The sequence below is a fragment of the Plantibacter flavus genome, assembly GCF_900177615.1.
In the GTDB taxonomy this organism is placed as follows: Bacteria; Actinomycetota; Actinomycetes; order Actinomycetales; family Microbacteriaceae; genus Plantibacter; species Plantibacter flavus.
In genome coordinates, this window is record NZ_FXAP01000001.1 from 1,148,377 (window position 1) to 1,174,644 (window position 26,268).

Genomic DNA, 26,268 nt, shown 5'->3' on the forward strand with positions numbered 1-26,268 from the left:
CCAGCCCGGCAGGAACATGCCGGAGGTCGACCGGGCCGCCGCCTCACGTGAGGCCGTTCGCAAACGCCGCGCCCGCGCGACCGTCAAGGCGTCCATCGCCTCCGGCGCCCGCACCCCGTTGGAAGTGCTCGACGCCGCGACCGCCGATTCGAACGGCATCGAGGGCGGCATCCGCATCACCGAGTACCTCCTCAGCATCCCGAGTGTCGGCGTCACCAAACTCGGGCGGATCCTCGAATCGCTCGGCATCTCCTCGGTCAAGCGCCTCGGCGGTCTCGGCCGACTGCAGCGGGATCGCCTCCGCGCCTTCATCGCCGAACGCTACCCGGGCACCGCGCGCAGCCGACTCGTCGTGCTCGCCGGCCCGACGGCCGTCGGCAAGGGGACGGTGGCCGCCTACATCCGCGACCACTACCCGGAGGTGCACCTCTCCGTCTCGGCCACGACGCGCAAGCCCCGGCCGGGGGAGCAGCACGAGGTGAACTACTACTTCGTGACCGACGACGAGTTCGACGGCCTCATCGAGGGCGACCGCCTGCTCGAGCACGCCACGGTCCACAACGCGTACCGCTACGGCACGCCACGCGAGCCGATCGAGCGTGCGCTCGCGGCCGGCGACAGCGCGTTGCTCGAGATCGACATCCAGGGTGCCAGGCAGGTCCGGGAGGCGATGCCGGAGGCGACCCTGGTGTTCCTGCTGCCCCCGAGCTGGGACGAACTGGTCCGTCGACTGGTCGGACGAGGTACCGAGGACGAGGAGGAACGGGAGCGCCGACTGCGCACCGCGAAGGTCGAACTGGCCGCCGCGGACGAGTTCGACCACCGTGTCGTCAACGACGACGTGGCCCGCGCGGCCCAAGAGGTCGTAGACTTGATGAAGATTCACGGGGATTGACGTCCGACGCGCACCCCGCATCGATCCGATCTTCCCCGAACACAACCACACGAGGAGTGTGAACCTGCATGGCTGACAAGCTCAAGGGCATCATCGATCCGCCCATCGACTCCCTGCTCACCAAGGTCGAGTCCAAGTACGCACTCGTGATCTTCGCGTCCAAGCGCGCGCGCCAGATCAACGACTACTACGCCGACCTCCACGAGGGCAGCCTGTTCGACAACGTCGGGCCGCTGGTCGACTCGTCCGTCGAGGACAAGCCGCTCTCGATCGCGATGCACGAGATCAACGAGGACAAGCTCCAGATCAAGCCGATCGTCGAATAACCGCTTCACCACGACGAATCCGCCGGGCGCCAGACGACCGGCGGATTCGTCGTGTCGGGCCCGTTCCCAACACCGCGACGCCTTGCGTCACGGACGGACGACGTGTCCGAGGCCTCGACTAGAGTGATGAACGGTCGGGCCCCGGAACACCGCGACGGCCGATCCCTCCACCATCGCACCACCACCTCCGACGGGAGACCGCATGACCGAGCTGCGCCTGTTCACCTCCGAATCCGTGACCGAGGGGCATCCCGACAAGATCTGCGACCAGATCTCGGACAGCATCCTCGACGCACTCCTCGAGGTGGATCCGCGCAGTCGAGTCGCCGTCGAGACGCTCGTCACCACCGGGCTCGTCCATGTCGCCGGTGAGGTCTCCACGAGCGGCTACGTCGACATCCCGACGATCGTCCGCGAGCGCATCCGGTCCATCGGCTACACCTCGTCGGACATCGGATTCGACGGTGACTCCTGCGGCGTGAGCGTGTCGATCGGCTCGCAGTCCGCGGACATCGCCGCCGGAGTCGACCATGCCTTCGAGTCCCGCGAACAGTCCAGTGTCGACGCCTACGACCTCCAGGGCGCGGGCGACCAGGGCATCATGTTCGGGTTCGCGACCACCGAGACGCCGCAGTACATGCCGCTGCCCAGCTGGATCGCACACCGTCTCGCGGAGCGACTCGCCGAGGTCCGCAAGTCCGGCCAGCTCGACTACCTGCGTCCGGACGGCAAGACCCAGGTCACCATCGGGTACGACGGCTTCCTCCCGAAGACCGTCGAGACGGTCGTGGTGTCCACGCAGCACAATCCGGGCATCTCCACGGAGCAGCTGCGACGCGATGTCCAGCGTCACGTCATCGAGCCCGTCCTCGCGACGGTCGAGCTCGACAGCTCCAACGTCACGCACCTGATCAACCCGACCGGCATCTTCGTCGTCGGCGGCCCGATGGGCGACGCGGGGCTCACCGGACGCAAGATCATCATCGACACCTACGGCGGAGCGGCCCGTCACGGCGGAGGGGCCTTCAGCGGCAAGGACCCGTCGAAGGTCGACCGCTCGGCCGCATACGCGATGCGCTGGGTGGCGAAGAACGCGGTCGCCGCCGGATTCGCCGAACGTCTCGAGGTGCAGGTCGCCTACGCCATCGGCAAGGCCGCGCCGGTCGGACTCTACGTCGAGACCTTCGGGACGGCCCATGTGCCGGAGGCGGACATCACGCGCGCGATCCGCGACGTCTTCGACCTCCGTCCGGCCGCGATCATCGCCGACCTCGACCTCATCCGCCCCATCTACGCCGCCACTGCGGCGTACGGGCACTTCGGCCGCGAGCTCCCCGACTTCACGTGGGAGCGTCTCGACCGGGTGGAGGCGTTGCGGTCAGCAGCCGGGCTGTAGCCGTGGTCGGCGCGAGGGTCGCCAGGGTGGTACTCGACTCCCCGTTGCCACAGCTCGACCACCTGTTCGACTACGCCATTCCCGACGAACTGGCCGATGACGCCGTGCTCGGCGCGCGCGTCTCGGTCCCGTTGCGCTCGGCTGGGCGGTCGGCGAACGGGTTCATCGTGGACCTCGCCGAATCGAGCGAGTTCGGCGGAGCGCTCAGCCCGCTGAGCTCGGTCGTGTCGTCGGTACCGGTCCTGACCCCGACCCTGTGGACGCTCGCACGCCGTGTCGCGGATCGCAGCGCCGGGAGCGCGATGGACGTCCTGCGTCTCGCCATTCCGCCGCGACAGGTCCGGGTGGAGAAGACCTGGGCCGCCGCGCCCCCGCCGGAGCGTCCGTCGGTCGAGCGGCGCACCGTCCCGGGGTTCGCCCCTGGCACCCTCGACCGTCTCGCGCCGGGGGAGCGGTACGCGATCAGCGCGATCCCCACCCTGACCGCGACGAGCGCGGGCGTGTGGCTCCCGGACTGGTCGTTCACGCTGGCGGCTCTCGCCGTGAACCAGCTGGCCGAGGGGAGGAGTGCGATCCTGTGCGTCCCCGACTACCGGGACGTCGAACACCTCCTTGCGGCGCTCGACGACCTCGGCGTCGGTGCCGCGGTCGCGAGGGCAGACGCGAAGCAGACCCCGGCTGCTCGCTACCGCGCCTACCTGGACGGACTGCATCCGGTACCCCGGATCGTCGTCGGCAACCGGTCGGCCGTCTACGCACCGGCGCACGACCTCGGACTCATCGCCCTGTGGGACGACGGCGACCCCCTCCACCAGGAACAGCTCGCCCCCTATGTACACGCTCGCGACGTCGCGTTGACCCGGCAGGAGATGAGCGGCTCCGCACTCGTCTTCGCCGCACACTCGCGCAGCACCGAGACCCAGCGACTCGTCGAACTCGGCTGGCTGCACGAGGTCGCACCGACCCCGCCGATACGACCGAGAGTCGTCGTGTCCCGGGCGAGCGGCGACGACGCCATGACGAGCCAGGCGAGGATCCCGTCGAGCGCCTGGCGCGCGGTCGACGAGGCGCTGCATCACGGACCCGTGCTGGTCCAGGTCGCGCGGCCGGGGTACGCGCCGCACCTCGCCTGTCGCCGGTGCGGGACGAGGGCCCACTGCTCGGTGTGCCACGGTCCACTCCAACTCGCTACAGCCCGTTCGCGGCCCTCCTGCCGGTGGTGCGGTCACCTCGCGGCAGGGTGGTCGTGCGAGACCTGCCACGACACCGCGTTCCGCGTCACGGCCGCCGGAACCGGCCGGACCGCCGAGGAACTGGGCCGGGCGTTCCCCCGGTACCGGGTCGTGGTGTCGGACGGCGACGCCCCCAAGTTCGAGGTCGGCCCGGAGCCGGCGCTGGTGATCGCGACCCGAGGCGCGGAGCCGGTCGCCGCGGGTGGCTATGCCGCCGTCCTCCTGGTCGACGCCGACCGCATGCTGGCGCGGGAGTCGCTCCGTGTCGCCGAGGACTGCCTTCGGTGGTGGTCGAACGCCGCAGCCCTGGCCGCTCCACGCGCGCCGGTGCTCCTGATCGGCGTCGAGGCCCCCGTGGCGAACGCCTTCGCCCTCTGGCAGCAACCGCGGTTCGCGAGTGAGGAGCTCGCCGAGCGCCGCGAGCTCGGGTTCCCTCCCGCGGTCCGGAGCGCGACCCTCACCGGCACCCGCGACGCCGTCGACGCTGCTCTCACCGCGCTGCCCGCCGAGTACCGGAGCCGCGTGCTCGGCCCGACCGTCGACGAAGCGGGGGACAGCGTCGCGATCCTGCGGGTCGACTACGGCCACGCCAGGGCGGTCGCCGAGCAGTTGCGGGCGACCGTGGTCGCGCAGGCGGCGAAGCGTCGACGGCCGACCCCCGGCAGGCGGGCACCGAAAGCCCCGCCTACACTCAGAGTACGATTCGACGATCCGGAGATGCTGTCATGATCCACCCCGTCCACGAAGTCCGAACCGCATGAGACTGGTCTTCGCCGGCACCCCCGCCGTCGCCGTCCCGACGCTCGACGCCCTCGTCTCGGACGGGCACGAGATCGCGGCCGTCGTGACCCGACCCGACGCCCCGCTCGGCCGCAAACGGGTCCTGACCCCGTCGCCGGTGGCCGTGGCCGCCGAACGACTGGGGCTCCCGGTCGTCCGCGCTGCACGTCTCGACGACGACGCGACCGAGCGGATCGTCACACTCCGTGCGGAACTCGGCGTGATCGTCGCGTACGGCGGGCTCGTCCGCGAACCGCTCCTGTCCGCGCCGGCGCACGGTTGGATCAACCTGCACTTCTCGCTGCTTCCGGCCTGGCGTGGCGCGGCTCCCGTCCAGCGCTCTGTGATGGCCGGAGACGCGGTCACCGGTGCGTCGGTCTTCCAGCTCGTGCCGGCTCTCGACGCCGGAGACGTCTTCGCGACGGTGGAGACGCCGATCGGCGAGGGCGAGACCTCGGGGGAGCTCCTCGACCGCCTCGCCGAGCTCGGCGCACCGCTCACCGCGGAGGTCGTCGCCGCCATCGCCGCCGGCACCGCGGTCGCGGCCCCGCAGCAGGGCGAGGTGTCGCTCGCGCCGAAGCTCGACGGCCAGGACGGTCGGATCGTCTGGGACCGCCCCGTTGCCGACGTGTGGTCGCAGATCCGCGGGGTGACGCCCGAGCCGGGCGCGTTCACCCTCCTCGACGGGGCACGGCTGAAGGTGCACCGCACCGTCCCCGTGTCGACCGTGCCGACGGACCCACCGGCGCCCGGGACGATCGTGTCCGTCGACGGCCTCGTCCTGGTCGGCACGGCGGACACACCGTTGCAACTCCTGCAGGTGCAGCCGGCCGGGCGCACGGCGATGCCGGCCGCCGACTGGTGGCGCGGCGCGTCCGCTGGAACCGATCGGCTGGTCACCGCGTGAGCGGCCAGCAGCCCGAGGGCCAGCGACGCCGCGACCGACGGCCCCGCGACGAGGAACCCCGACGCGGACGCCAGCGCCCCACGCGTCCGCGTGACTCGGCGACCGTGCAGCCGGCACGCCGAGTCGCCTTCGACGTCATCCACGCCGTCAGCACCTCGGACGCCTACGCGAACCTCCTCCTGCCGCACCGGCTGGCCGAGGCGAAGTTGAGTCCGGCGGACGCCGGCCTCGCGACCGAGCTGACGTACGGCACCCTCCGCCGACGCGGGTACTACGACCGCGTCATCGCGCATGCGGCCAAGCGTCCCGTGACCGAGATCGACGACGCGATCCTCGACGTCCTGCGGCTCGGTGCCCATCAGCTGCTCTCCATGCGCGTCGCAGGCCATGCCGCCGTGAACGAGTCCGTCGAACTCGCCCGGTCCGCCGGTTCGCGGTCGGCGGCCGGCTTCACCAACGGTGTCCTCCGCACCATCTCGCGGACCGAACCCGCCGAGTGGGAGCGGATCCTGCTGGGTGAGGTCACGAACGACACCGATCGTCTGGCCGTGAGCACCGCCCACCCGTCGTGGGTCGTTCGGGCCATCAGACAGGCGCTCGACCTGCAGGACCGCGGCGACGAACTCGAGGACGCGCTGGCCGCGGACAACCTCGCCCCGCAGGTGAACCTCATCGCGCTCCCGGGGCTCGCCGACCGGCCTGAGGACGCCGAACCGAACCGCTTCTCCCCGTACGGCTTCCGCAACCCCGGCGGCGACCCGGTCCAGCTCGTCGGGACCGGCGGCGGGCGCCTTCGCGTCCAGGACGAGGGCTCGCAGCTCGCCGCGCTCGCGCTGACGCGGGCGGTACCGGTGCGGCCCGGCGAGCGATGGCTCGACCTGTGCGCGGGCCCGGGTGGCAAGGCGGCACTCCTGGCCGCCGAGGCTCTCGCCGGGGAGGCACGCCTCGACGCGAACGAACTGGTCCCTGCGAGGGCCCGTCTCGTGGAACGCGCCCTCGCAGGTGTCCCGCTCGAGGTGTCGGTCTCCACCGCCGACGGCACGAAGCTCGCTGCGGAGCATCCCGCGACCTACGACCGGATCCTCCTCGACGCCCCGTGCACCGGGCTCGGCGCGCTGCGACGACGACCGGAGGCGCGGTGGCGGAAGACCCCGAAGGACGTCTCCGAACTCACCCGACTGCAGGGCTCACTGCTCGACGCCGCCATCACCGCGCTCGCTCCCGGCGGTATCGTGGCGTACGTGACGTGTTCGCCGCACGTCGGCGAGACGGCACTGATCGTGGAGAGCGCCCTGCGAGCCCACCCCGGGATGGAGCGACTCGACACCTCCGCGGTGCTCGACCAGGTCACGACCGAACCGCTCGACGCCGCGGCGCCCGGTGGCGCGGTCCAGCTCTGGCCGCACCGCCAGGGCACCGACGCCATGTACATCGCGCTGCTCCGCAAGCCCGCGGAGTCGGCCGAACCCGCTGTCGATCGATAGGCTCGAGCACATGTCCGCGCGCATCAACCCGAGCATCCTGTCCGCCGATTTCGTGAACCTCCAGGCCGACCTGGAGCGGATCGCGAGCGCCGACCTCGTCCACGTCGACGTCATGGACAACCATTTCGTCCCGAACCTCACGTTCGGTCCGCAGATGGTCGGTCGCATCCAGGACGTGTCTCCGGTCCCGCTCGACGTCCACCTCATGATCTCGGACGTCGATCGATGGGCTCCCGGCTACGCCGAGCTCGGGGCGTACTCGGTGACGTTCCATGCCGAGGCCACCAACGACCCCGTCGCCCTCGCCAGGCGCCTGCGTTCGATCGGGGCGCGTGCCGGGATCGCCGTGAAGCCCGGCACGCCCATCGAGCCGTACCTGGAACTCCTGCCGGAGTTCGACCAGGTGCTCGTCATGACGGTCGAACCGGGCTTCGGCGGACAGTCGTTCATGCCGGAGACCATGCCGAAGCTGCAGGCGCTGTCAGCCGAGGTCGCACGCACCGGTCTCGACGTCTGGCTCCAGGTCGACGGCGGGATCTCCGCAGACACGATCGGGATCGCGGCCGCCGCCGGTGCCGACACCTTCGTCGCGGGGTCGGCCGTCTACAGCGGTTCCGATCCTGCCTCGAACATCGCGCTGCTCCGTGCCGCCGCCGAGGCGTCGACGCACACCCACTGACTCGGCTGGCCGGTCGAGCGCGTCCGCGGTGCGCGCCGCCGCCCGGAACCGGTACCCTGGAGCACGTGAAAACCTTCGACGAGCTGTTCGACGAGCTGCGCCTGAAGGCCGAGACCCGGCCGGAGGGTTCCGGCACCGTCCGCGAACTGGACACGGGTGTGCACGGCATCGGGAAGAAGATCGTCGAGGAGGCCGCCGAGGTCTGGATGGCGGCCGAGTACCAGAGCGACACCGAGACGGCCGAGGAGATCTCCCAGCTGCTCTACCACGTGCAGGTGATGATGGTGGCGAAGGGGCTCACCCCCGCCGACGTCTACCGACATCTGTAGGAGCACGTCGCGGCGCATCCGCCGCGCCTCCTGATCACCCTGTCGAGACACCATCGCACAACACGAAAGTCACCCCATGCTGAGAGTCGCCGTGCCCAACAAGGGCTCGCTGTCCGAGACCGCCGTCGAGATGCTGCAGGAGGCCGGCTACGCGACCCGTCGCGACACCAAGGAGCTCCACGTCGTCGACGCACGGAACGACGTCGAGTTCTTCTACCTCCGTCCGCGCGACATCGCGACCTACGTCGGTTCCGGCGCCCTCGACATCGGCATCACGGGGCGCGATCTGCTCCTGGATTCGCACTCCGCCGCGACCGAACTCGCCGAGCTGGGCTTCGGCGGCTCGACTTTCCGCTTCGCCGGTCCGGCCGACGAGTTCTCCGAGCTCTCCGATCTCGCGGGGAAGACGGTCGCCACCAGCTACCCCGGCCTCGTCGGCAACTTCCTCCGCGACGCCGGAGTGGATGCGACGCTCGTCCACCTCGACGGTGCGGTCGAGTCGGCGGTCCAGCTCGGGGTCGCGGACGCGGTGGCCGACGTCGTGTCCACCGGCACGACCCTCCGGAAGGCCGGACTGGGCATCTTCGGCCCGGTGATCCTCGACTCCACCGCCGTGCTCATCGCGTCGCCGGAGACGAAGCCCACCACCGCGACACTCATCCGCCGACTGCAGGGCGTCCTCGTCGCGCGGCAGTACGTGCTCGTCGACTACGACCTCCCGGTCCGGCTGCTCGAGCAGGCGACCGCCGTCGCCGGTGGCATCGAGTCGCCGACGATCTCGCCGCTCCGCGACCCCGAGTGGGTGGCGGTCCGGGTCATGATCCCTCGCGGCGACGCGAACGACGTCATGGACCGCCTCTACGAGCTCGGCGCACGCGCCATCCTCGTCACGGCCATCCACGCCGCCCGACTCTGAGCCGCCCGTCCCTCACCACCCGTCCCAGTCGCTCTGCGGAGGCCTCCGTGTCACTTGCCACCCGAGTCATCCCCTGTCTCGACGTCGCCGACGGGCGCGTCGTGAAGGGCGTCAACTTCCTCGACCTCCGCGACGCCGGCGACCCCGTCGAACTCGCGAAGCGCTACGCCGAGCAGGGCGCGGATGAACTGACCTTCCTCGACGTCACGGCCACCGTGGCCGAACGCGACACCACCTACGACCTCGTCAGCCGGACCGCCGAGCAGGTCTTCATCCCGCTCACGGTCGGCGGCGGGGTCCGCTCGACCCAGGACGTCTCGCGGCTGCTCGCCAGCGGGGCGGACAAGGTCGGCGTGAACAGCGCCGCGATCGCCCGGCCGGAGTTGCTGGGGGAGATCGCCGACCGCTTCGGCGCTCAGGTCCTCGTCCTCTCCCTGGACGTGAAGCGACACGCCGGCAGCGCATCCGGATGGATCGTCACGACCCACGGCGGCCGACGTGAGACCGAACTCGACGCGCTCGCCTGGGCCACCGAGGCGATCGAACGCGGTGCGGGCGAGCTGTTGGTGAACTCGATCGACGCCGACGGCACCAAGGCCGGATTCGACACCGAGCTCATCAGCGCCATGCGCGAGATCAGCCGGGTTCCGGTCATCGCGTCCGGGGGAGCAGGCCGCCTCGCCGACTTCCCACCCGCGATCGCCGCGGGTGCCGACGCCGTCCTCGCTGCGAGCGTCTTCCACAACGGCGAGTTGACGATCGGCCAGGTCAAACAGGAACTCGCCGACGCCGGTTGGACGGTGCGGGCATGAGCGCGGACATCACCATCCCGGTGGGAGCCGATCCGGAGACCGCGATCGGACAGCTCACCTTCGACGCGCAGGGACTGCTGCCCGCGATCGTGCAGCAGTGGGACTCCCGCGAGGTGCTCATGCTCGGGTGGATGGACGCCGAGGCCGTCCGCCGGACGATGACCGAGGGTCGGGTCACCTACTGGTCCCGGTCACGACAGGAGTACTGGCGCAAGGGCGACACCTCCGGCCACGTGCAGTTCGTCCGGGCGCTCGCCTACGACTGCGACGGGGATACCCTGTTGGTGGAGGTCGATCAGCACGGTGCCGCCTGCCACACGGGAACGCGCAGCTGTTTCGACGGCCGGGGCCTCGACGTCCTCGCAGCGCCATCGCCGACACCATGAATCGAGTTGGAGCATGACCGAGAGCACTGCAGCACCCCAGTCCGGGCCGGTGGAGCCGCCGAGGCCCGACGAACCGTCCGAGGCTGACGAGCTCGAGTCCAGGGCTCTCCGCAGTCGTCAGCGCCGCCTGAAGACCCTGCTCCTCGTCACCGCCGTCCTCGCGGACGCGCTCATCCTCGCGGCGTGGACCCAGACCTGGCTCTCGATCAGCCTCGTGGGCGTCGGCCCGCACTCCGGCGCGCTCGACGTGGTCGGCTCCGTCGCCGCTCCCGCCCTGTCCGCACTCGCCCTCGCCGGTCTCGCCCTCGTCGCGGCGCTGGCGATCGCCGGGCCGGTGTTCCGCATCATCCTCGGCCTGTTGGAGGCCGTGATCGGCGCCTGCGTCATGATCTCGTCGATCGCCGTGCTCGCCTCGCCGGCGACTGCGGGCGCGGCCGCCGTGACCGAGGCCACGGGCGTCGCCGGAAGCCAGTCGACCATCGACCTCGTCGCGGCGACCACGCTCACCGCCTGGCCGGCGATCACCCTGGTGCTCGGCGTCGTGCTCGGCCTCGCGGGGCTCGCCACCGTGCTCACCCACCGCCGGTGGCCCGGTCCGTCGAAGAAGTACCAGGCGGTCCGGTTCACGCAGGTCGAGACGGCCCCGAGCGCCGATCCGGTGGGCGCCTGGGACGACCTCAGCCGCGGAGACGACCCGACGCGCTGACCGCTCCGCCGACCCACGACGGCACCCCGGGCCACCTGAGAACTCGTGGCCCACGCACGGAACCGCGCACCGGTTGCCGGTACACTGGAACCCGCACTCGCACAGAAGGAGAACCATGAGCACCGACCCCTCGGACCCCGGCCACGGACACTCGCCCGCCGCCTGGACGGCCGTGATCATCATGTTGGTCGCGTTCGCCGCCGGTACGGTCTTCTTCTGGCTCGACATGCCCGTCCTCGTCTGGGCCTCCGCCGGCGTCCTCCTGCTCGGGTGGATCACGGGCGGGGTCCTCGCCAAGGCGGGATACGGCGTCGGCGGGTCCAAGACCGTGGCGAAAGAGCACTGAACATGCTCGCCGACCTGATGGCCGGCGCGAAGGAGGACGCTCTCGGGCGCCTCGCGGGCCGTCCGGCTGCAGTCGTCGAAGCCGCTGCTGTCGACGCCCCACCGGCCATCGACGCCCTCGCTGCGCTCGCCCCGGCCGACCAGGTCAAGATCATCGCCGAGGTCAAGCGGTCCAGTCCGTCCCGCGGCGCGTTGGCCGACATCCCCGACCCGGCGCTCCTCGCCTCGCTCTACGAGCAGGGTGGTGCCAGCGCGGTCAGCGTGCTGACCGAGGGCCGGAAGTTCGGCGGTTCCCTGCAGGACCTCGAGGCCGTCCGTGCCGCGATCCGCATCCCGGTCCTGCGCAAGGACTTCATCTCCTTGCCGTACCAGGTGTTCGAAGCCCGGGCATCCGGCGCCGACCTGGTCCTCCTGATCGTCGCCGGACTCGACCAGGCCACCCTGTCGTCGCTGCATGAACTCGTCGTGCAACTCGGCATGACCCCGCTGGTCGAGACCCATTCAGCCGAGGAACTGGCCAGAGCGAGCGACATCGGCGCGCGGCTCATCGGTGTCAACGCGCGGAACCTCAGCACCTTCGAACTCGACCAACACCTCTTCGGGTCGTTGACCGACCGTTTCCCCGCCGACGCCGTCAAGGTGGCCGAGTCCGCTGTGCTCCGCGCCGCCGACGTCGCCGCCTACCGACGTGACGGCGCCCACGTCGTCCTGGTCGGCGAGGCGCTCGTCACCGGCGACCCCGTCGCCACCCTCGAACAGTTCCTGGGAGCCACCGCATGACCATGTCACCAGCCACCCCCGCCCACGCGGAACCGACGCACCTCCGAGACGAGGCCGGTCCGTTCTTCGGCGACTTCGGCGGACGCTACATGCCGGAGGCGCTCATCGCCGCGGTCGACGAACTCGCGACGGCCTACGAGGCCGCCAAGGCCGACGAGAGCTTCCAGGCCGAGCTGACGACGCTGCTCCGCGACTACGCCGGCCGCCCGTCGATCATCACCGAGGTGCCACGCTTCGCCGCATCGGCCGGTGGTGCGCGCATCTTCCTGAAGCGCGAGGACCTCAACCACACCGGCTCGCACAAGATCAACAACGTCCTGGGCCAGGCGCTCCTCACGAAGCGCATCGGCAAGACCCGCGTCATCGCCGAGACGGGCGCCGGTCAGCACGGCGTGGCCACGGCCACCGCGGCCGCACTCTTCGGCCTCGACTGCACGATCTACATGGGCGAGGTCGACACCGAGCGCCAGGCGCTCAACGTCGCCCGCATGCGGCTCCTCGGCGCGACCGTGATCCCCGTCACGACGGGGTCGCGGACCCTCAAGGACGCCATCAACGAGGCGTACCGCGACTGGGTCGCGTCGGTCGAGACAACGAACTACATCTTCGGCACCGCAGCGGGCCCACACCCGTTCCCGGTCATGGTCCGTGACTTCCAGAAGATCATCGGAGAAGAGGCCCGCGCACAGCTCCTCGAGCTGAACGGTTCACTTCCCGACGCGGTCGTCGCCTGCGTCGGTGGCGGCTCCAACGCCATCGGCATCTTCCACGCCTTCCTCGACGACGCGGACGTCGCGCTCTACGGGGTCGAGGCTGCCGGCGACGGCGTCGACACCCCACGGCACGCCGCGTCCATCGGCCGCGGTCGTCCGGGTGTCCTGCACGGTGCCCGCACCTTCGTCCTCCAGGACGACGACGGCCAGACCGTCGAGTCCCATTCCATCTCCGCAGGCCTCGACTACCCGGGCGTCGGACCGGAGCACGCCTGGCTCGCCGACACCGGCCGGGCGACGTACGTCCCCGCGACCGACGCCGAGGCGATGGAGGCCTTCCGGCTCCTGAGCCGCACCGAGGGGATCATCCCCGCGATCGAGTCCGCCCACGCACTGGCCGGGGCCATCGTCCTCGGCAAGGAACTGGGCCCCGAGGCGACCATCCTGATCAACCTCTCCGGGCGCGGAGACAAGGACGTCGAGACGGCCGCCACCTACTTCGGGCTCCTCGACGAAGCCGGGCGGAACGCATGACCGCCCCGGCCACCGACCACACGACGGTCTCACCGGTCGCCTCGGCGATCGACGCCGCCGCCGTCGACCGCCGCGGCGCCCTCATCGGGTACCTCCCCGTCGGGTTCCCCGACCTCCAGACGAGTATCGACGCCGCCATCGCGCTCGCGCAGAACGGCGTCGACGTCCTCGAGCTCGGCGTGCCCTACTCCGACCCCGTGATGGACGGAGCGGTCATCCAGGCCGCGACCATGACCGCCCTCGCGGAGGGGTTCCGGTTGCGCGACGTCTTCACGGCGATCAGCGCCATCCGCGCCGCCGTGGACGTCCCGGTCCTCGTCATGACGTACTGGAACCCGGTGCTGCAGTACGGCGTGGAGCGGTTCGCCTCCGACCTCGCAGCGGCCGGCGGAGCCGGGCTCATCACCCCCGACATCACGCCCGACGCCGCCGCGGACTGGCTGGACGCCAGTGAACGCCACGGTCTCGACCGGGTCTTCCTCGCAGCACCGACGTCGAGCGACGAGCGCCTGTCGCTCGTGACCGAGCGCTCCCGCGGCTTCGTGTACACCGTCTCCACGATGGGCATCACCGGTGCCCGGCAGGACCTCGACGCGGCCGCGAAGACCCTCGTCGGTCGTCTCCGCACGGCGGGGGCCCAGCACGCGTGCGTCGGCATCGGCATCTCGACCGCGGAGCAGGTCCGCTCGGTCCTCGAGTACGCCGACGGAGCCATCGTCGGCTCCGTCTTCGTCAAGGCTCTCGCCGACGGCGGTGTCCCGGCGATCACCGAGGTCGCCCGTTCACTCTCGGCCGGCACCGCCCGCTGAGGGTATCCTCACCACGTCCGCGATGCTGAAAGCCGTACACTCGATCAGAGTTCGTAACGAAAGGCGACCACTGCAGTGATTGCACCCCTCAGCATCCCGAGCCCGAACCCGGACATCGCGACCTTCAGCGTGGGCCCGTTCACGGTGCACATGTACGCGCTCTGCATCATCGCCGGGATCGTCGCCGCCACCATCCTGACCTCGCGCCGGCTGACGAAGCGCGGTGCCGAGCCGGGCATCGTGCTCGACATCATCCTGTGGGCCATCCCGCTCGGGATCATCGGTGCGCGGATCTTCCACGTCCTGACCCACCCCGGCGACTACTTCTACCCGGGTGCCGACCTCCTGCGGACGCTCTACATCTGGGAGGGCGGCATCGCGATCTTCGGTTCGCTCATCGGCGGAGCGGTCGGCGCCTTCATCGGCTGCCGCATGACCGGGATCCGGTTCTGGACCTTCGCCGACGCCCTCGCGCCCGGCCTGCTGCTCGCCCAGGCGTTCGGCCGCCTCGGCAACTACTTCAACCACGAGCTCTACGGGCTCCCCACGGACCTGCCCTGGGGCCTCGAGATCGAGGCCAGCAATCCCGCGTTCCCGATCGGTCTTCCCGCTGGCACGCTGTTCCACCCCACGTTCCTGTACGAGATCATCTGGAACCTGCTGGGCGTGGCCGTCATCCTCTGGATCGGACACCGCTTCAACCCGCAGTGGGGCCGCCTGTTCGGTGTCTACCTCATCTGGTACGGCGCCGGTCGCACGGTCTGGGAGACCATCCGGATCGACCCGAGCGAGTACCTCTTCGGCATCCGCGCCAACGTCTGGGCCGCGATCCTCGCGATCGTCGTCGGACTCGCGATCATCGTCATCCAGTCGCGTCGCCACACCGGTGCCGAGCCGTCGCCGTACGTCCCCGGCCGTTCCTGGGCCGGTCCGAAGGCTGCGGTAGACTACTACAACACCGACGCGGAGAACCTGGGGCTGCGCAGTGCCTCCGCCGACGACGATGCCGACGGATCAGACCGCACTGCGTCATCCACTCCGTCGTCCGAAGCCACGGTCGCCACAAGCAAGACCGGCTCTCGCTCCTAGGCTGAACGCACCCTCGTCGGCCCGGTGGATCCCGGCCCAGCAGGGGATCCATCACCCGTTTCGTCCCAGGGCCAGCGACGTCCCCCTTCTGATCCCCTTTCGTGAGGACGGTAATTCCATGGCGCATGCACCGTACGCTTCGTTCAGCTCGGTTCCGCCCAAGCAGGGCATGTACGACCCGGCGAACGAGAAGGACGCCTGTGGCCTGGCGATGGTCGCGACCCTGACGGGTGAGGCCTCGCACAGCATCATCGACGCGGCCCTCGGTTCGCTCCGCAACCTGGAGCACCGCGGCGCGATCGGGTCCGACGCCGGGACCGGCGACGGCGCGGGCATCCTCACCCAGATGCCCGACGCCTTCCTGCGCGGCGTCTCCGGATTCGACCTGCCGCCGCTCGGTGCGTACGCCGCGGGCATCGCCTTCCTGCCCACCGACGCCTCCGAGCGCGCACAGCTCCAGACGCGCATCGCCGCGATCGCCGCCGAGGAGGAACTCACCGTCCTCGGTTGGCGCGAGGTGCCGGTCGACCCCGACGAGTTGGGGAAGCTCGCCCGTGCAGCCATGCCGGCGTTCGAGCAACTGTTCGTCACCGGGTCCGGCGCCTCGACGCCGACCGGGATCGCCCTCGACCGGCTCGCCTTCCGGCTCCGGAAGCGGGCGGAGCGCGAGCTCGGGGCGTACTTCATCTCCCTGTCGAGCCGCACGCTCGTCTACAAGGGCATGGTCACGACGCTCCAGCTCGAACCGTTCTACCCCGACCTGTCCGACGAGCGGTTCGCGACCAAGCTCGCCATCGTCCACTCGCGGTACTCCACCAACACGTTCCCGTCGTGGCCGCTCGCCCAGCCGCTGCGGATGATGGCGCACAACGGCGAGATCAACACGGTCGAGGGCAACCGCAACTGGATGCGCGCGCGGCAGTCGCAGCTCGAGTCCGAGCTCATCGGCGACATCCGCCCACTGCTCCCCATCATCACGCCCGGAGCGAGCGACTCCGCCTCGTTCGACGAGGTCCTCGAGCTGCTGACGCTGACCGGACGGTCCCTCCCGCACGCCATGATGATGATGGTGCCCGAAGCCTGGGAGAAGCAGACCGGGCTGTCGCAGGAGCGACGCGACTTCTACGAGTTCAACTCCATGCAGATGGAGCCGTGGGACGGCCCGGCCGCCCTCACGTTCACGGACGGGTCACTCGTCGGCGCAACCCTGGACCGGAACGGCCTGCGTCCCGGTCGCTGGCTGGAGACGACCGACGGTCTCGTCGTCCTGGGCAGCGAGATCGGCGTCCTCGACGTCGACCCGAGCCGGGTCAAGCGCAAGGGCCGCCTGCGCCCCGGAAAGATGTTCCTCGTCGACACCGAGGCCGGGCGGATCATCGAGGACGACGAGATCAAGGACGAGCTCTCGGCATCGGCACCCTGGGGCGACTGGCTCGACGCCGGACGCATCAACCTGAGCGACCTGCCGGAGCGCGAGCACATCGTGCACACGCCGGCATCCGTCACCCGCCGCCAGCGGACCTTCGGGTACACCGAGGAGGAGGTGCGCATCCTCCTGCAGCCCATGGGGCAGAACGGTGCGGAGCCGCTCGGCGCGATGGGTTCGGACACCCCGATCGCGGTGCTCTCCGACCGCCCTCGGCTCCTGTTCGACTACTTCGTGCAGCAGTTCGCCCAGGTCACCAACCCGCCGCTCGACTCGATCCGCGAAGAGGTCGTCACCTCGCTGAAGCTCGGGCTCGGCCCGGAGCGCAACCTCCTCTCGTGGGGGCCGGAGCACGCCAAGCAGGTCGTCCTCGACTTCCCGGTCATCGACAACGACGAGCTCGCCAAGATCCAGCACATCGACCCGAACCCGGCGAGCCCGCTGACGACGACCGTCAAGGCGCTCTACCGCGTCGAGGACGGCTCGGCCGGACTCGAGACGCGCCTGCGCGAGATGTGCGACGAGGTCGACCAGGCGATCCTCGCCGGCTCGGAGTTCATCGTCCTGAGCGACCGTGACTCGAACTCCGACCTCGCGCCGATCCCGTCCCTGCTCTCGCTCGCCGCCGTGCACCACCACCTCATCCGCGCCGAGAACCGGATGAAGGTCGGGCTCGTCGTCGAGGCCGGCGACGTGCGCGAGGTCCACCACGTCGCGCTGCTCATCGGCTACGGCGCCTCCGCGATCAACCCGTACCTGGCCATGGAGAGCTGCGAGGACCTCGTCCGCAGCGGCCTCATCCAGGGCGTCACCCGTGAGCAGGCCGTCAAGAACGTCATCAAGGCGCTCGGCAAGGGCGTGCTCAAGATCATGTCGAAGATGGGCATCTCCACGGTGTCCTCCTACGCTGGAGCACAGGCCTTCGAGGCCGTCGGTCTGAGCCAGCAGCTCGTCGACAGCTACTTCACCGGCACGGAGACGAAGCTCGGCGGTGTCGGCATCGAGGTGATCGCCGAGGAGAACGCGAAGCGTCACCGGTACGCGTACCCCGAGGACGCCGCATCGACGGCCCACGAGCGCCTGCAGTCGGGCGGCGAGTACCAGTGGCGTCGCGACGGTTCGCCGCACCTCTTCAACCCGGAGACGGTCTTCAAGCTGCAGCACGCGACCAAGACGCGCCGGTACGACATCTTCCGCGAGTACACCCACATGGTCGACTCCCAGGCGGCCCAGCTCATGACGCTCCGCGGGATGTTCACGCTCCGCGCCGGTGCCCGCCCACCCGTCCCGCTCGACGAGGTCGAGTCGGTCGCGTCGATCGTGAAGCGGTTCTCGACCGGGGCGATGAGCTACGGTTCCATCTCGCGCGAGGCGCACGAGACGCTGGCGATCGCGATGAACAGCATCGGTGCCAAGTCGAACACGGGTGAGGGCGGCGAGGACGTCGACCGGCTCCTCGACCCGACGCGCCGCAGCGCGATCAAGCAGGTCGCCTCCGGCCGGTTCGGCGTGACGAGCATGTACCTCACGCACGCCGACGACATCCAGATCAAGCTCGCCCAGGGCGCGAAGCCCGGTGAGGGCGGGCAGTTGCCGCCGACGAAGGTGTACCCGTGGGTGGCACGGACGCGGCACGCCACGGCTGGCGTCGGACTGATCTCGCCGCCGCCGCACCACGACATCTACTCCATCGAAGACCTCAAGCAGCTCATCTTCGACCTGAAGCGTGCGAACCCAAAGGCCCGGATCCACACCAAGCTGGTGAGTCAGTCCGGCATCGGTGCGGTGGCCGCGGGCGTCGCGAAGGCGCTCTCCGACGTGATCCTGGTCTCCGGTCACGACGGCGGAACCGGTGCGAGCCCGTTGAACTCCCTGAAGCACGCCGGCACGCCGTGGGAGCTGGGTCTCGCTGAGACGCAGCAGACGCTCATGCTCAACAACATGCGCGACCGCGTCGTGGTGCAGGTCGACGGTCAGATGAAGACCGGACGCGACGTCGTCATCGGTGCTCTGCTCGGCGCCGAGGAGTTCGGCTTCGCGACGGCACCGCTCGTCGTCTCCGGGTGCGTCATGATGCGCGTGTGCCACCTCGACACCTGCCCGGTCGGCGTCGCGACGCAGAACCCGGTGTTGCGCGAGCGGTTCACCGGCAAGCCGGAGTTCGTCGTGAACTTCTTCGAGTTCATCGCCCAGGAGGTGCGCGAGTACCTCGCCGAGCTCGGGTTCCGGACGCTCGAGGAGGCGATCGGCCACAACGAACTGATCGACGCCGACCGGGCGATCGACCACTGGAAGGCGTCCGGGCTCGACCTGGCCCCGGTCCTCGTGGGTCCCGTCTTCGCCGACGACGAGCCGCGGATCAACCGCCGCCCGCAGGAGCACGAGCTCGAGAAGCACTTCGACCAGCAGCTCATCACGGCCGCCTCGGACGTGCTCGAACACGGCGGCCACTTCTCGGTCGACCTGCCCATCCGCAACACGGAGCGGGCCGTCGGCACCATGCTCGGCCACGAGGTCACCCGGCGGCACGGCGAGAACGGGCTCCCGGCAGGGAGCATCGACATCACCCTGCGCGGCTCGGCCGGGCAGTCCTTCGGTGCGTTCCTCCCCGGCGGCATCGCCCTGCGGCTCATCGGTGACTCGAACGACTACGTCGGCAAGGGCCTGTCCGGTGGACAGATCGTCGTCCGACCACCCGAGCGCGCAGCCTTCGCGCCCGAGGAGAACGTGATCGCCGGCAACGTCATCGGGTACGGCGCGACCCAGGGCACCATGTTCCTGAGCGGGATCGTCGGCGAGCGGTTCCTGGTGCGCAACTCCGGCGCCACGGCGGTCGTCGAAGGCGTCGGTGACCACGCGCTCGAGTACATGACGGGTGGTCTCGCCGTCATCCTGGGTCAGACCGGCCGGAACCTCGGCGCGGGCATGTCCGGCGGCACGGCCTACGTGTTCGACCTCGAACGCGACCAGGTCAACCGCGACTCCCTCGCCTCGGGGGAGCTCACCCTGTCCGGACTCGACAGTGCCGACGCCGAGATCGTCCGCGACCTCCTCGAACGGCACATCGTGGAGACCGGGTCTCCGCTGGCCGGCCGGCTGCTCGCCGACATCGAAGACTCACTCGCCCGATTCGTCAAGGTCCTCCCGCGTGACTACGCGGCAGTCCTGGCGACCCGACAGACCGCACTCGACGAGGGGCTCGACCCCGACGGCGACATCGTATGGAACCGAATCCTGGAGGTGACCGGTGGCTGATCCCAAGGGATTCCTGAAGGTACCGGAGCGCGAGCTCCCGAAGCGCCGGCCCGTGCCGGTCCGCATCATGGACTGGAAAGAGGTCTACGAGCAGAGCGACCCCGCGACCGTCCGCAAGCAGGCTGGTCGCTGCATGGACTGCGGCATCCCGTTCTGCCACCAGGGCTGCCCGCTGGGCAACCTCATCCCGGAGTGGAACGACCTGATGTGGCGAGGCGAAGGACGCTCGGCCATCGAGCGGTTGCACGCAACGAACAACTTCCCGGAGTTCACGGGTCGTCTCTGCCCGGCGCCGTGCGAGAGTTCGTGCGTGCTGGGCATCAACCAGCCCGCCGTGACCATCAAGCAGGTCGAGGTCTCGATCATCGATCAGGCGTTCGCCAACGGGTGGGTCGAGTCCCACCCGCCGGAGCGGCTGACCGGCAAGACGGTCGCCGTCGTCGGTTCCGGTCCGGCCGGTCTCGCCGCAGCCCAGCAGCTGACGCGTGCGGGGCACACGGTCGCGGTCTACGAGCGCGACGACCGCATCGGCGGCCTGCTGCGCTACGGCATCCCCGACTTCAAGATGGAGAAGAAGCACCTCGACATCCGGCTGAAGCAGATGCAGGACGAGGGCACCCGATTCCGCGCCGGCGTGAACATCGGGGTCGACATCAGCTGGGACGAGCTCCGCGCCCGTTACGACGCCGTCGTCATCGCCACCGGAGCCATGGTGCCGCGCGACCTCCCTATCCCCGGTCGTGACTTCTCCGGGGTCCATTTCGCGATGGAGTACCTCGTGCAGGCGAACCGCGTCGGCGCCGGCGACACGGTCTCCGACCAGATCACGGCGGAGGACAAGCACGTGGTGGTCCTCGGCGGCGGCGACACCGGTGCCGACTGCATCGGCACGGCGCACCGTCAGGGTGCCGCCTCCGTCACGAACCTCGCCATCGGCACGCAGCCGGCGGGGGAGCGGCCCGAGCACCAGCCGTGGCCCATGATGCCGACGCTCTTCGAGGTCGCGAGTGCGCACGAAGAGGGCGGCAACCGCGAGTACCTGGTGTCGACCGTCGAGTTCCTCTCCAACGAGGCCGGCGAGGTGCGGGCGATCCGCGTCGCCGAGACGGAGTTCGTCGACGGCCGTCGCGTGCCGAAGAGCGGCACCGAACGGGAGATCCCGGCCGACCTCGTCCTTCTCGCGCTCGGATTCACGGGCCCGGAGGGCGAGACCCTCGAGTCGCAGTTCCAGCTCCCCTTCACGGGGCGCGGAAACGTGGCACGGGAGCACGACTACCAGACCAACCAGCCCGGCGTGTTCGTCGCCGGCGACGCCGGTCGTGGCCAGTCCCTCATCGTCTGGGCGATCGCCGAGGGCCGCGCTGCGGCGTCGGCCGTCGACCAGTACCTCGAGGGCGAGACCCAGCTTCCCTTCCCGGTCCGTCCCACGGACCAGCCCATCTCCCTCTAGGCTTTCAGGCGGACGACAAGCGTCGGACGCATCATGCCGAGCAGTGAGTACCGAAGCGCCTCGTGCGCAGAAACCATGGAGAACACACACACATGAGACGAGCCAAGATCGTCGCAACGCTGGGGCCTGCAGTCTCCAGCTATGAGAACATCCGGGCCATCATCGATGCGGGGGTCGATGTCACCCGGATGAACCTGAGCCACGGCAGCTACGACGTGCACGAGGCCATCTACGCCAACGTGCGCAAGGCCACCGAGGACTCCGGCCGTGCCGTCGCCGTCCTGGTCGACCTGCAGGGCCCGAAGATCCGCCTCGGCAAGTTCGAGGGCGGCCCGTACGACCTCGCCGTCGGCGACATCTTCAAGATCACCATCGAGGACATCCTCGGCACCAAGGAGATCTCCTCGACGACGTTCAAGGGTCTGCCCCAGGACGTCAAGCCGGGCGACTTCCTCCTGATCGACGACGGCAAGGTCAAGGTCGAGGTCGTTGAAGCGGACGACACCGTCGTGACCACTCGCGTCATCGTCGCCGGCCCCGTGTCGAACAACAAGGGCATCAACCTCCCCGGTGTCGCCGTCAACGTCCCCGCGCTCAGCGAGAAGGACGAAGCGGACCTCCGCTGGGGGCTGCGTCTCGGCGCCGACCTCATCGCCCTGTCCTTCGTGCGCGACGCGGCCGACATCGACCGCGTCCACGAAATCATGGCGGAGGAGGGCCGTAAGGTCCCCGTGATCGCCAAGATCGAGAAGCCGCAGGCCGTCGAGAACCTCGAGAGCATCGTCGAGGCGTTCGACGCGATCATGGTCGCCCGTGGCGACCTCGGTGTCGAGCTCCCGCTCGAGGCCGTCCCGATCGTGCAGAAGCGCGCGGTGGAGCTCGCCCGTCGCATGGCGAAGCCGGTCATCGTCGCGACGCAGATGCTCGAGTCGATGATCTCCAGCCCCATCCCGACCCGCGCGGAGACCTCCGACGTCGCGAACGCGGTGCTCGACGGTGCTGACGCGGTCATGCTCAGTGGCGAGACGAGTGTCGGCGCCTACCCGGTCATCACGGTCCAGACCATGGCCCGGATCGTCGAGTCGACCGAGATCCACGGCCTCGACCGCGTTCCGCCGCTCGGCACGAAGCCGCGCACCCAGGCCGGAGCGATCACCTTGGCCGCCGTCGAGGTGGCGGACTTCGTCGAGGCGAAGTTCCTCTGCGTCTTCACCGAGTCGGGGGAGTCGGTCCGCCGCATGGCCCGTCTGCGTAACCGGATCCCGATCCTGGCGTTCACGCCTGACCCGGCCATCCGTCGTCGGATGGCGCTGAACTGGGGCGTCGAGTCCTTCGTCGTCGAGCGTGTCACGCACACCGACCAGATGGTCGCACAGGTGGACGAGGTCCTCGTCGCCACGGGCAAGGCCGCCGTCGGCGAGCCGGTCATCATCATCTCCGGTTCCCCTCCCGGAATCCCCGGGACGACGAACGACATCCGCGTCCACAAGGTGGGCGACGTCCTCTAGTCGTCGAACTGCAGCGAAGGCCGTGGTCCTCCCGTACGGGGACCACGGCCTTCGTCGTCCGCCGGGTGTGCGGTGGCACCGCGATTCCGGACGCCGTGGGTCTAGCCTGATGCCCATGAACCGTTCCGTCCTCGTCGACGACGCCCTCCGCAGCGCCGTGGGCCTGGACCCGGGAGGAATCGACCGTGAGGCGACCGGGTCGGCGGGACTCCTGGCCTCCCGATTCGCCGTCCTGGAGCTCGCCGCGGTCGCCGTCGGCGCCGTGGAGGATGCCTCCGACCGACTCCGCATCGCCCTCGGATACGAGCCGCTGCACACGGCTCTCGACCTCGAGCGGATCGGCGCGGCCTACCAGAGCGACCGCCTGTTGCGGATCGACGGAGCAGCCGTGGACGCGTTCGCGCCACTGTCCGGCTTCTTCGCCGCGGCAGACGGCTGGGTGCGCACGCACGCGAACTACCCCCACCATCGTCGCCGCCTGAGCGCCATGCTGGGAATCGGCGACGAGGCCACTCGCGCAGAGCTCGCCTCGGCGATCGCCTCCCGCTCGGCTCTCGATCTGGAATCGGAGGCCGCGGGAGTCGGCGCACTGCTCGTCGCCGTCCGGAGCGCTGCCGAATGGTCGTCCACACCGCAGGCCTCGGTCGGTGACGGACCGCTCGTCAGGCGTCACGGCGGCTCCGCCGGCTCGAGGATCGCCTCGTGGGTGCGGCCCACGAGGCGGCAACCCTTGCGCGGCCTCCGCGTCCTCGACCTGACGCGGGTGATCGCCGGTCCGGTGTCGACGAGGACCCTCGCGCTCCTCGGCGCGGACGTCCTGCGTGTGGATCCACCGCAGGTCCCCGAGATCCCGTGGCAGCACGCCGACAGCGGCCAGGGGAAGCGGACGGCGACCCTCGACGCGTCGACGCCGCGCGGCCTCGCGACACTGCAGACGCTGAGCGAGGAAGCCGACATCCTGGTGACGGGGTACCGACCACACGCCCTCGAGCACCTCGGGCTGCGAGGTCGCGACGGTCTGGTCACCGGCTCCGTCGACGCCTGGGGCACGACGGGTCCCTGGGGTGATCGACGCGGTTTCGACAGCCTGGTCCAGGCCGCCACGGGCATCGCGCTGGTCGAGGGGGCGGACGCCGCCCCGGGTGCCCTGCCGGCTCAGGCGCTCGACCACAGCGCGGGATACCTGCTGGCGGCGGCCATCGTCGACGACGTGGCGAGGGTCGTCGGCGGCGGTGAGGCCGGCCGGTCGTCGGTGTCACTCGCGCGCGTCGGTGCGGCGCTCCAGCGACTGCCACGATCCGAGGAACGCCCGACGCCGGGCCTCCCGGGAGCGCGGTGTCTGGTGACCCACGGTGCGGTGACGACGGCCCGCCCCGCGCTCAGCGCCTTCGACGACCACGCGTCCCCGGCGGCGGTCCTGGGCAGTGCCGAACCGCAGTGGCCCCTCCGCAGCTGATCCCGGCACACTCCGCACCGGGAGATGACCGCCGTCCGGTCGCTCGCCTACCCTGGAGGTATGCGCCTCATCCTCATCAGACACGGTCAGACCTCATCCAACGTCGCCGGCTTGCTCGACACCGCGATCCCCGGGGCCGTCCTCACCGAACTCGGCGAGACGCAGGCGTCCGCCCTCCCCAAAGCGCTTGTTGGGGAGCGGATCGACGCGGTCTACGCCTCCACCGCGGTGCGGGCGCAACAGACCGCCGCACCCGTCGCCGAGGTCAGCGGGCTCCCCGTGATCGTCCGTGACGGACTCCGGGAGATCAGCGCCGGCGACAACGAGATGCACGGGTCACCCGAGGCGGTCCAGGTCTACATCGACACCATCGTGGCGTGGGCGATGGGCGACCTCGACACCCGGATGCCGGGCGGCGAGAACGGACACGAGGTGTTCGCGCGCTTCGACGCGGTGATCGAGGAGCTCGAGGGCTCCGGGCTGGAGAGCGTGGTGGTCGTGAGCCACGGAGCGATGCTCCGGTCCTGGCTCGGGCTGCGCGGGGCGAACGTCGACGGACACTTCATCGGCACGCACCCCATCACGAACACGGGCGTCATCATCGTCGACGGGGACACCACGACCGGTTGGCGGGTCGACACGTGGACGGGCGACGCCGTCGGCGGACCGGAGCTGACGACGGAGGCCGACGGTCCGGCCGCCGCCGTCGAGCGCGGCTTCTGATCAGTTCGCGTCGTCGGCCGAGGTCGCGCCGTCCGTGAGGAACGGTCCGGGCTCTTCGCCGGGCTGACCCGGGAGCGAGCCGACGAGACGGTCGAGCTCGGCCGCGTCGACGTCGATGCCCTGGTCGCTGAGACGGTCCGCCAACGCTGCCCGGACGTCGAGGTCGGGGGTGAGGGACCGGTCTGCTGCGACCTGCACGAGGATGCCCTGGAGCCGGTCGTCGGTGCTGGCGTCGTGGACGTCCTGGCGCGGGTCGGTGTGCTCTGCGGTCATGGTGTCGGGTCCCATCGTGTCGGACGACGTGAGGTACGCCGTGCTCTCGACGGTACGCTACGGCGTCGCCGACACCTCCCGCAGGGGCTTGACGATGGAGCGCGGTTCGCGAATCGTCGGAGCCTGGACGGGCTGTGTCCGGGGCCTGAGTCCGGGCCTGAACTGGCTGAAGAGAGTACCGGTGGTGGGACTCGAACCCACACGTCTTTCGACAAAGCATTTTGAGTGCACCCGGAGGGCTTTCCCACTCATCGCGGTACCGGTGGTGGGACTCGAACCCACACGTCTTTCGACAAAGCATTTTGAGTGCTCCGCGTCTGCCATTCCGCCACACCGGCGCGTCCGCCGCACGGCGAACAGCAACCTGCATCAGAGTACCGTAGGATTTGAGGGTGACCGAGCAAGAGACCCCTCCCGCAGCCCCACGGCGCGTCGTCGTCGCTGAGGACGAATCCCTCATCCGCCTCGACATCGTCGAGATCCTCCGCGACAACGGTTTCGAGGTCGTCGGCGAGGCCGGCGACGGCGAGACCGCTGTCGCCCTCGCGACGGAACTCCGTCCGGATCTCGTGATCATGGACGTCAAGATGCCTCAGCTCGACGGCATCTCCGCGGCCGAGCGCATCGGCAAGGCGCACATCGCCCCGGTGGTCCTCCTCACGGCCTTCAGCCAGAAGGAGCTCGTCGAGCGGGCGAGCGAGGCAGGCGCCCTCGCCTACGTCGTGAAGCCGTTCACGCCGAACGACCTCCTTCCCGCGATCGAGATCGCCCTCTCGCGCTACCAGCAGATCATCACCCTCGAGGCCGAGGTCGCCGACATGGTCGAGCGCTTCGAGACCCGCAAGCTCGTCGACCGGGCGAAGGGCCTCCTCAACGAGAAGATGGGCCTCACCGAGCCCGAGGCGTTCCGCTGGATCCAGAAGGCCTCCATGGACCGCCGCCTCACCATGCACGATGTCGCGCAGGCCATCATCGAGCAGCTCAGCGCCAAGAAGTAGCGCTCCTCCCTCGTCGCAAGAGCGGCCCGTCCCCTCGGGGGGCGGGCCGCTCTGCTGTGTC

Annotated in this window: 24 protein-coding genes and 1 tRNA gene; 23 read left to right on the top strand and 2 right to left on the bottom strand. The window is 69.9% G+C overall.

The genetic code is table 11. From position 1 onward, the window contains the following. Positions 1–16 precede the first annotated feature (16 nt). The 22 genes from gmk (at position 17) to B9Y95_RS05520 (ending at position 24,936) form a co-directional block, all read left to right on the top strand. On the top strand, positions 17–895 hold the full coding sequence (gene gmk, locus B9Y95_RS05415; protein ID WP_085511081.1) for a guanylate kinase: 879 nt from the start codon (positions 17–19) through the stop codon (positions 893–895). A gap of 68 nt (positions 896–963) precedes the next feature. After that, complete coding sequence (rpoZ, locus tag B9Y95_RS05420; protein ID WP_085510886.1) at positions 964–1,221, top strand: DNA-directed RNA polymerase subunit omega; 258 nt, start codon at positions 964–966, stop codon at positions 1,219–1,221. 202 nt (positions 1,222–1,423) lie between these two features. Beyond that, positions 1,424–2,617: a methionine adenosyltransferase gene (gene metK, locus B9Y95_RS05425; protein ID WP_085510887.1), complete on the top strand. Its 1,194-nt coding sequence runs from the start codon at positions 1,424–1,426 to the stop codon at positions 2,615–2,617. Positions 2,618–2,643: 26 nt separating this feature from the next. Next, entirely contained in the window at positions 2,644–4,578 is a 1,935-nt protein-coding gene (locus B9Y95_RS05430; protein ID WP_234993971.1) for a primosomal protein N' family DNA-binding protein, read from the top strand. Between the two features lie 28 nt (positions 4,579–4,606). Further along, positions 4,607–5,536: a methionyl-tRNA formyltransferase gene (gene fmt, locus B9Y95_RS05435; RefSeq protein ID WP_085510889.1), complete on the top strand. Its 930-nt coding sequence runs from the start codon at positions 4,607–4,609 to the stop codon at positions 5,534–5,536. Then, complete coding sequence (locus B9Y95_RS05440; protein WP_085511082.1) at positions 5,533–7,020, top strand: RsmB/NOP family class I SAM-dependent RNA methyltransferase; 1,488 nt, start codon at positions 5,533–5,535, stop codon at positions 7,018–7,020. Before fmt ends, B9Y95_RS05440 begins: the two co-directional genes overlap by 4 nt. A 10-nt stretch (positions 7,021–7,030) precedes the next feature. Continuing rightward, on the top strand, positions 7,031–7,699 hold the full coding sequence (rpe, locus tag B9Y95_RS05445) for a ribulose-phosphate 3-epimerase (protein WP_085510890.1): 669 nt from the start codon (positions 7,031–7,033) through the stop codon (positions 7,697–7,699). Between the two features lie 65 nt (positions 7,700–7,764). Next, positions 7,765–8,028, top strand: coding sequence for a phosphoribosyl-ATP diphosphatase (locus B9Y95_RS05450; protein WP_064293847.1), 264 nt, complete (start codon positions 7,765–7,767; stop codon positions 8,026–8,028). Between the two features lie 76 nt (positions 8,029–8,104). Next, a complete protein-coding gene (gene hisG, locus B9Y95_RS05455; RefSeq protein ID WP_064293848.1) occupies positions 8,105–8,944 on the top strand; it encodes an ATP phosphoribosyltransferase in 840 nt (279 codons plus the stop codon). A gap of 47 nt (positions 8,945–8,991) precedes the next feature. Then, positions 8,992–9,756, top strand: coding sequence for an imidazole glycerol phosphate synthase subunit HisF (hisF, locus tag B9Y95_RS05460; RefSeq protein ID WP_079002513.1), 765 nt, complete (start codon positions 8,992–8,994; stop codon positions 9,754–9,756). After that, a complete protein-coding gene (gene hisI, locus B9Y95_RS05465; protein ID WP_085510891.1) occupies positions 9,753–10,142 on the top strand; it encodes a phosphoribosyl-AMP cyclohydrolase in 390 nt (129 codons plus the stop codon). Before hisF ends, hisI begins: the two co-directional genes overlap by 4 nt. A 13-nt stretch (positions 10,143–10,155) precedes the next feature. Beyond that, positions 10,156–10,848, top strand: a complete 693-nt coding sequence (locus tag B9Y95_RS05470) for a Trp biosynthesis-associated membrane protein (RefSeq protein ID WP_085510892.1) — start codon at positions 10,156–10,158, stop codon at positions 10,846–10,848. A 115-nt stretch (positions 10,849–10,963) separates the two neighbouring features. Next, positions 10,964–11,194: a DUF6704 family protein gene (locus B9Y95_RS05475; protein WP_079705940.1), complete on the top strand. Its 231-nt coding sequence runs from the start codon at positions 10,964–10,966 to the stop codon at positions 11,192–11,194. Between the two features lie 2 nt (positions 11,195–11,196). After that, positions 11,197–11,973, top strand: a complete 777-nt coding sequence (gene trpC / locus B9Y95_RS05480; protein ID WP_085510893.1) for an indole-3-glycerol phosphate synthase TrpC — start codon at positions 11,197–11,199, stop codon at positions 11,971–11,973. Beyond that, complete coding sequence (gene trpB / locus B9Y95_RS05485; protein WP_370281926.1) at positions 11,970–13,220, top strand: tryptophan synthase subunit beta; 1,251 nt, start codon at positions 11,970–11,972, stop codon at positions 13,218–13,220. Before trpC ends, trpB begins: the two co-directional genes overlap by 4 nt. Beyond that, positions 13,217–14,029 (top strand): tryptophan synthase subunit alpha, encoded by an 813-nt coding sequence (trpA, locus tag B9Y95_RS05490; protein WP_085510895.1) that lies wholly within the window; start codon positions 13,217–13,219, stop codon positions 14,027–14,029. Before trpB ends, trpA begins: the two co-directional genes overlap by 4 nt. A gap of 75 nt (positions 14,030–14,104) precedes the next feature. Further along, entirely contained in the window at positions 14,105–15,118 is a 1,014-nt protein-coding gene (gene lgt / locus B9Y95_RS05495; protein WP_085510896.1) for a prolipoprotein diacylglyceryl transferase, read from the top strand. A gap of 118 nt (positions 15,119–15,236) precedes the next feature. After that, positions 15,237–19,799 carry a glutamate synthase large subunit gene (gene gltB / locus B9Y95_RS05500; RefSeq protein ID WP_085510897.1) on the top strand — a complete coding sequence of 1,521 codons (4,563 nt, stop codon included), beginning with the start codon at positions 15,237–15,239 and terminating at the stop codon, positions 19,797–19,799. Beyond that, positions 19,792–21,249 (top strand): glutamate synthase subunit beta, encoded by a 1,458-nt coding sequence (locus B9Y95_RS05505; RefSeq protein ID WP_085510898.1) that lies wholly within the window; start codon positions 19,792–19,794, stop codon positions 21,247–21,249. The genes gltB and B9Y95_RS05505 overlap by 8 nt, the downstream gene beginning before the upstream one ends. Positions 21,250–21,341: 92 nt before the next feature. Continuing rightward, positions 21,342–22,757, top strand: a complete 1,416-nt coding sequence (gene pyk, locus B9Y95_RS05510; protein WP_079705946.1) for a pyruvate kinase — start codon at positions 21,342–21,344, stop codon at positions 22,755–22,757. 115 nt (positions 22,758–22,872) lie between these two features. Next, a complete protein-coding gene (locus B9Y95_RS05515) occupies positions 22,873–24,213 on the top strand; it encodes a CoA transferase (protein ID WP_085510899.1) in 1,341 nt (446 codons plus the stop codon). 60 nt (positions 24,214–24,273) lie between these two features. After that, a complete protein-coding gene (locus tag B9Y95_RS05520; RefSeq protein ID WP_085510900.1) occupies positions 24,274–24,936 on the top strand; it encodes a histidine phosphatase family protein in 663 nt (220 codons plus the stop codon). Here B9Y95_RS05520 and B9Y95_RS05525 read toward each other — a convergent pair whose 3' ends face one another. Beyond that, on the bottom strand, positions 24,937–25,209 hold the full coding sequence (locus B9Y95_RS05525) for a hypothetical protein (RefSeq protein WP_124769355.1): 273 nt from the start codon (positions 25,207–25,209) through the stop codon (positions 24,937–24,939). It lies immediately after the preceding gene. A 257-nt stretch (positions 25,210–25,466) separates the two neighbouring features. Further along, positions 25,467–25,547 (bottom strand) — tRNA-Leu (locus B9Y95_RS05530). A gap of 54 nt (positions 25,548–25,601) precedes the next feature. Between B9Y95_RS05530 and B9Y95_RS05535 the strand changes: the two genes are divergently transcribed. Continuing rightward, positions 25,602–26,207, top strand: coding sequence for an ANTAR domain-containing response regulator (locus B9Y95_RS05535; protein ID WP_064296913.1), 606 nt, complete (start codon positions 25,602–25,604; stop codon positions 26,205–26,207). The last annotated feature ends 61 nt before the right edge of the window (positions 26,208–26,268 follow it).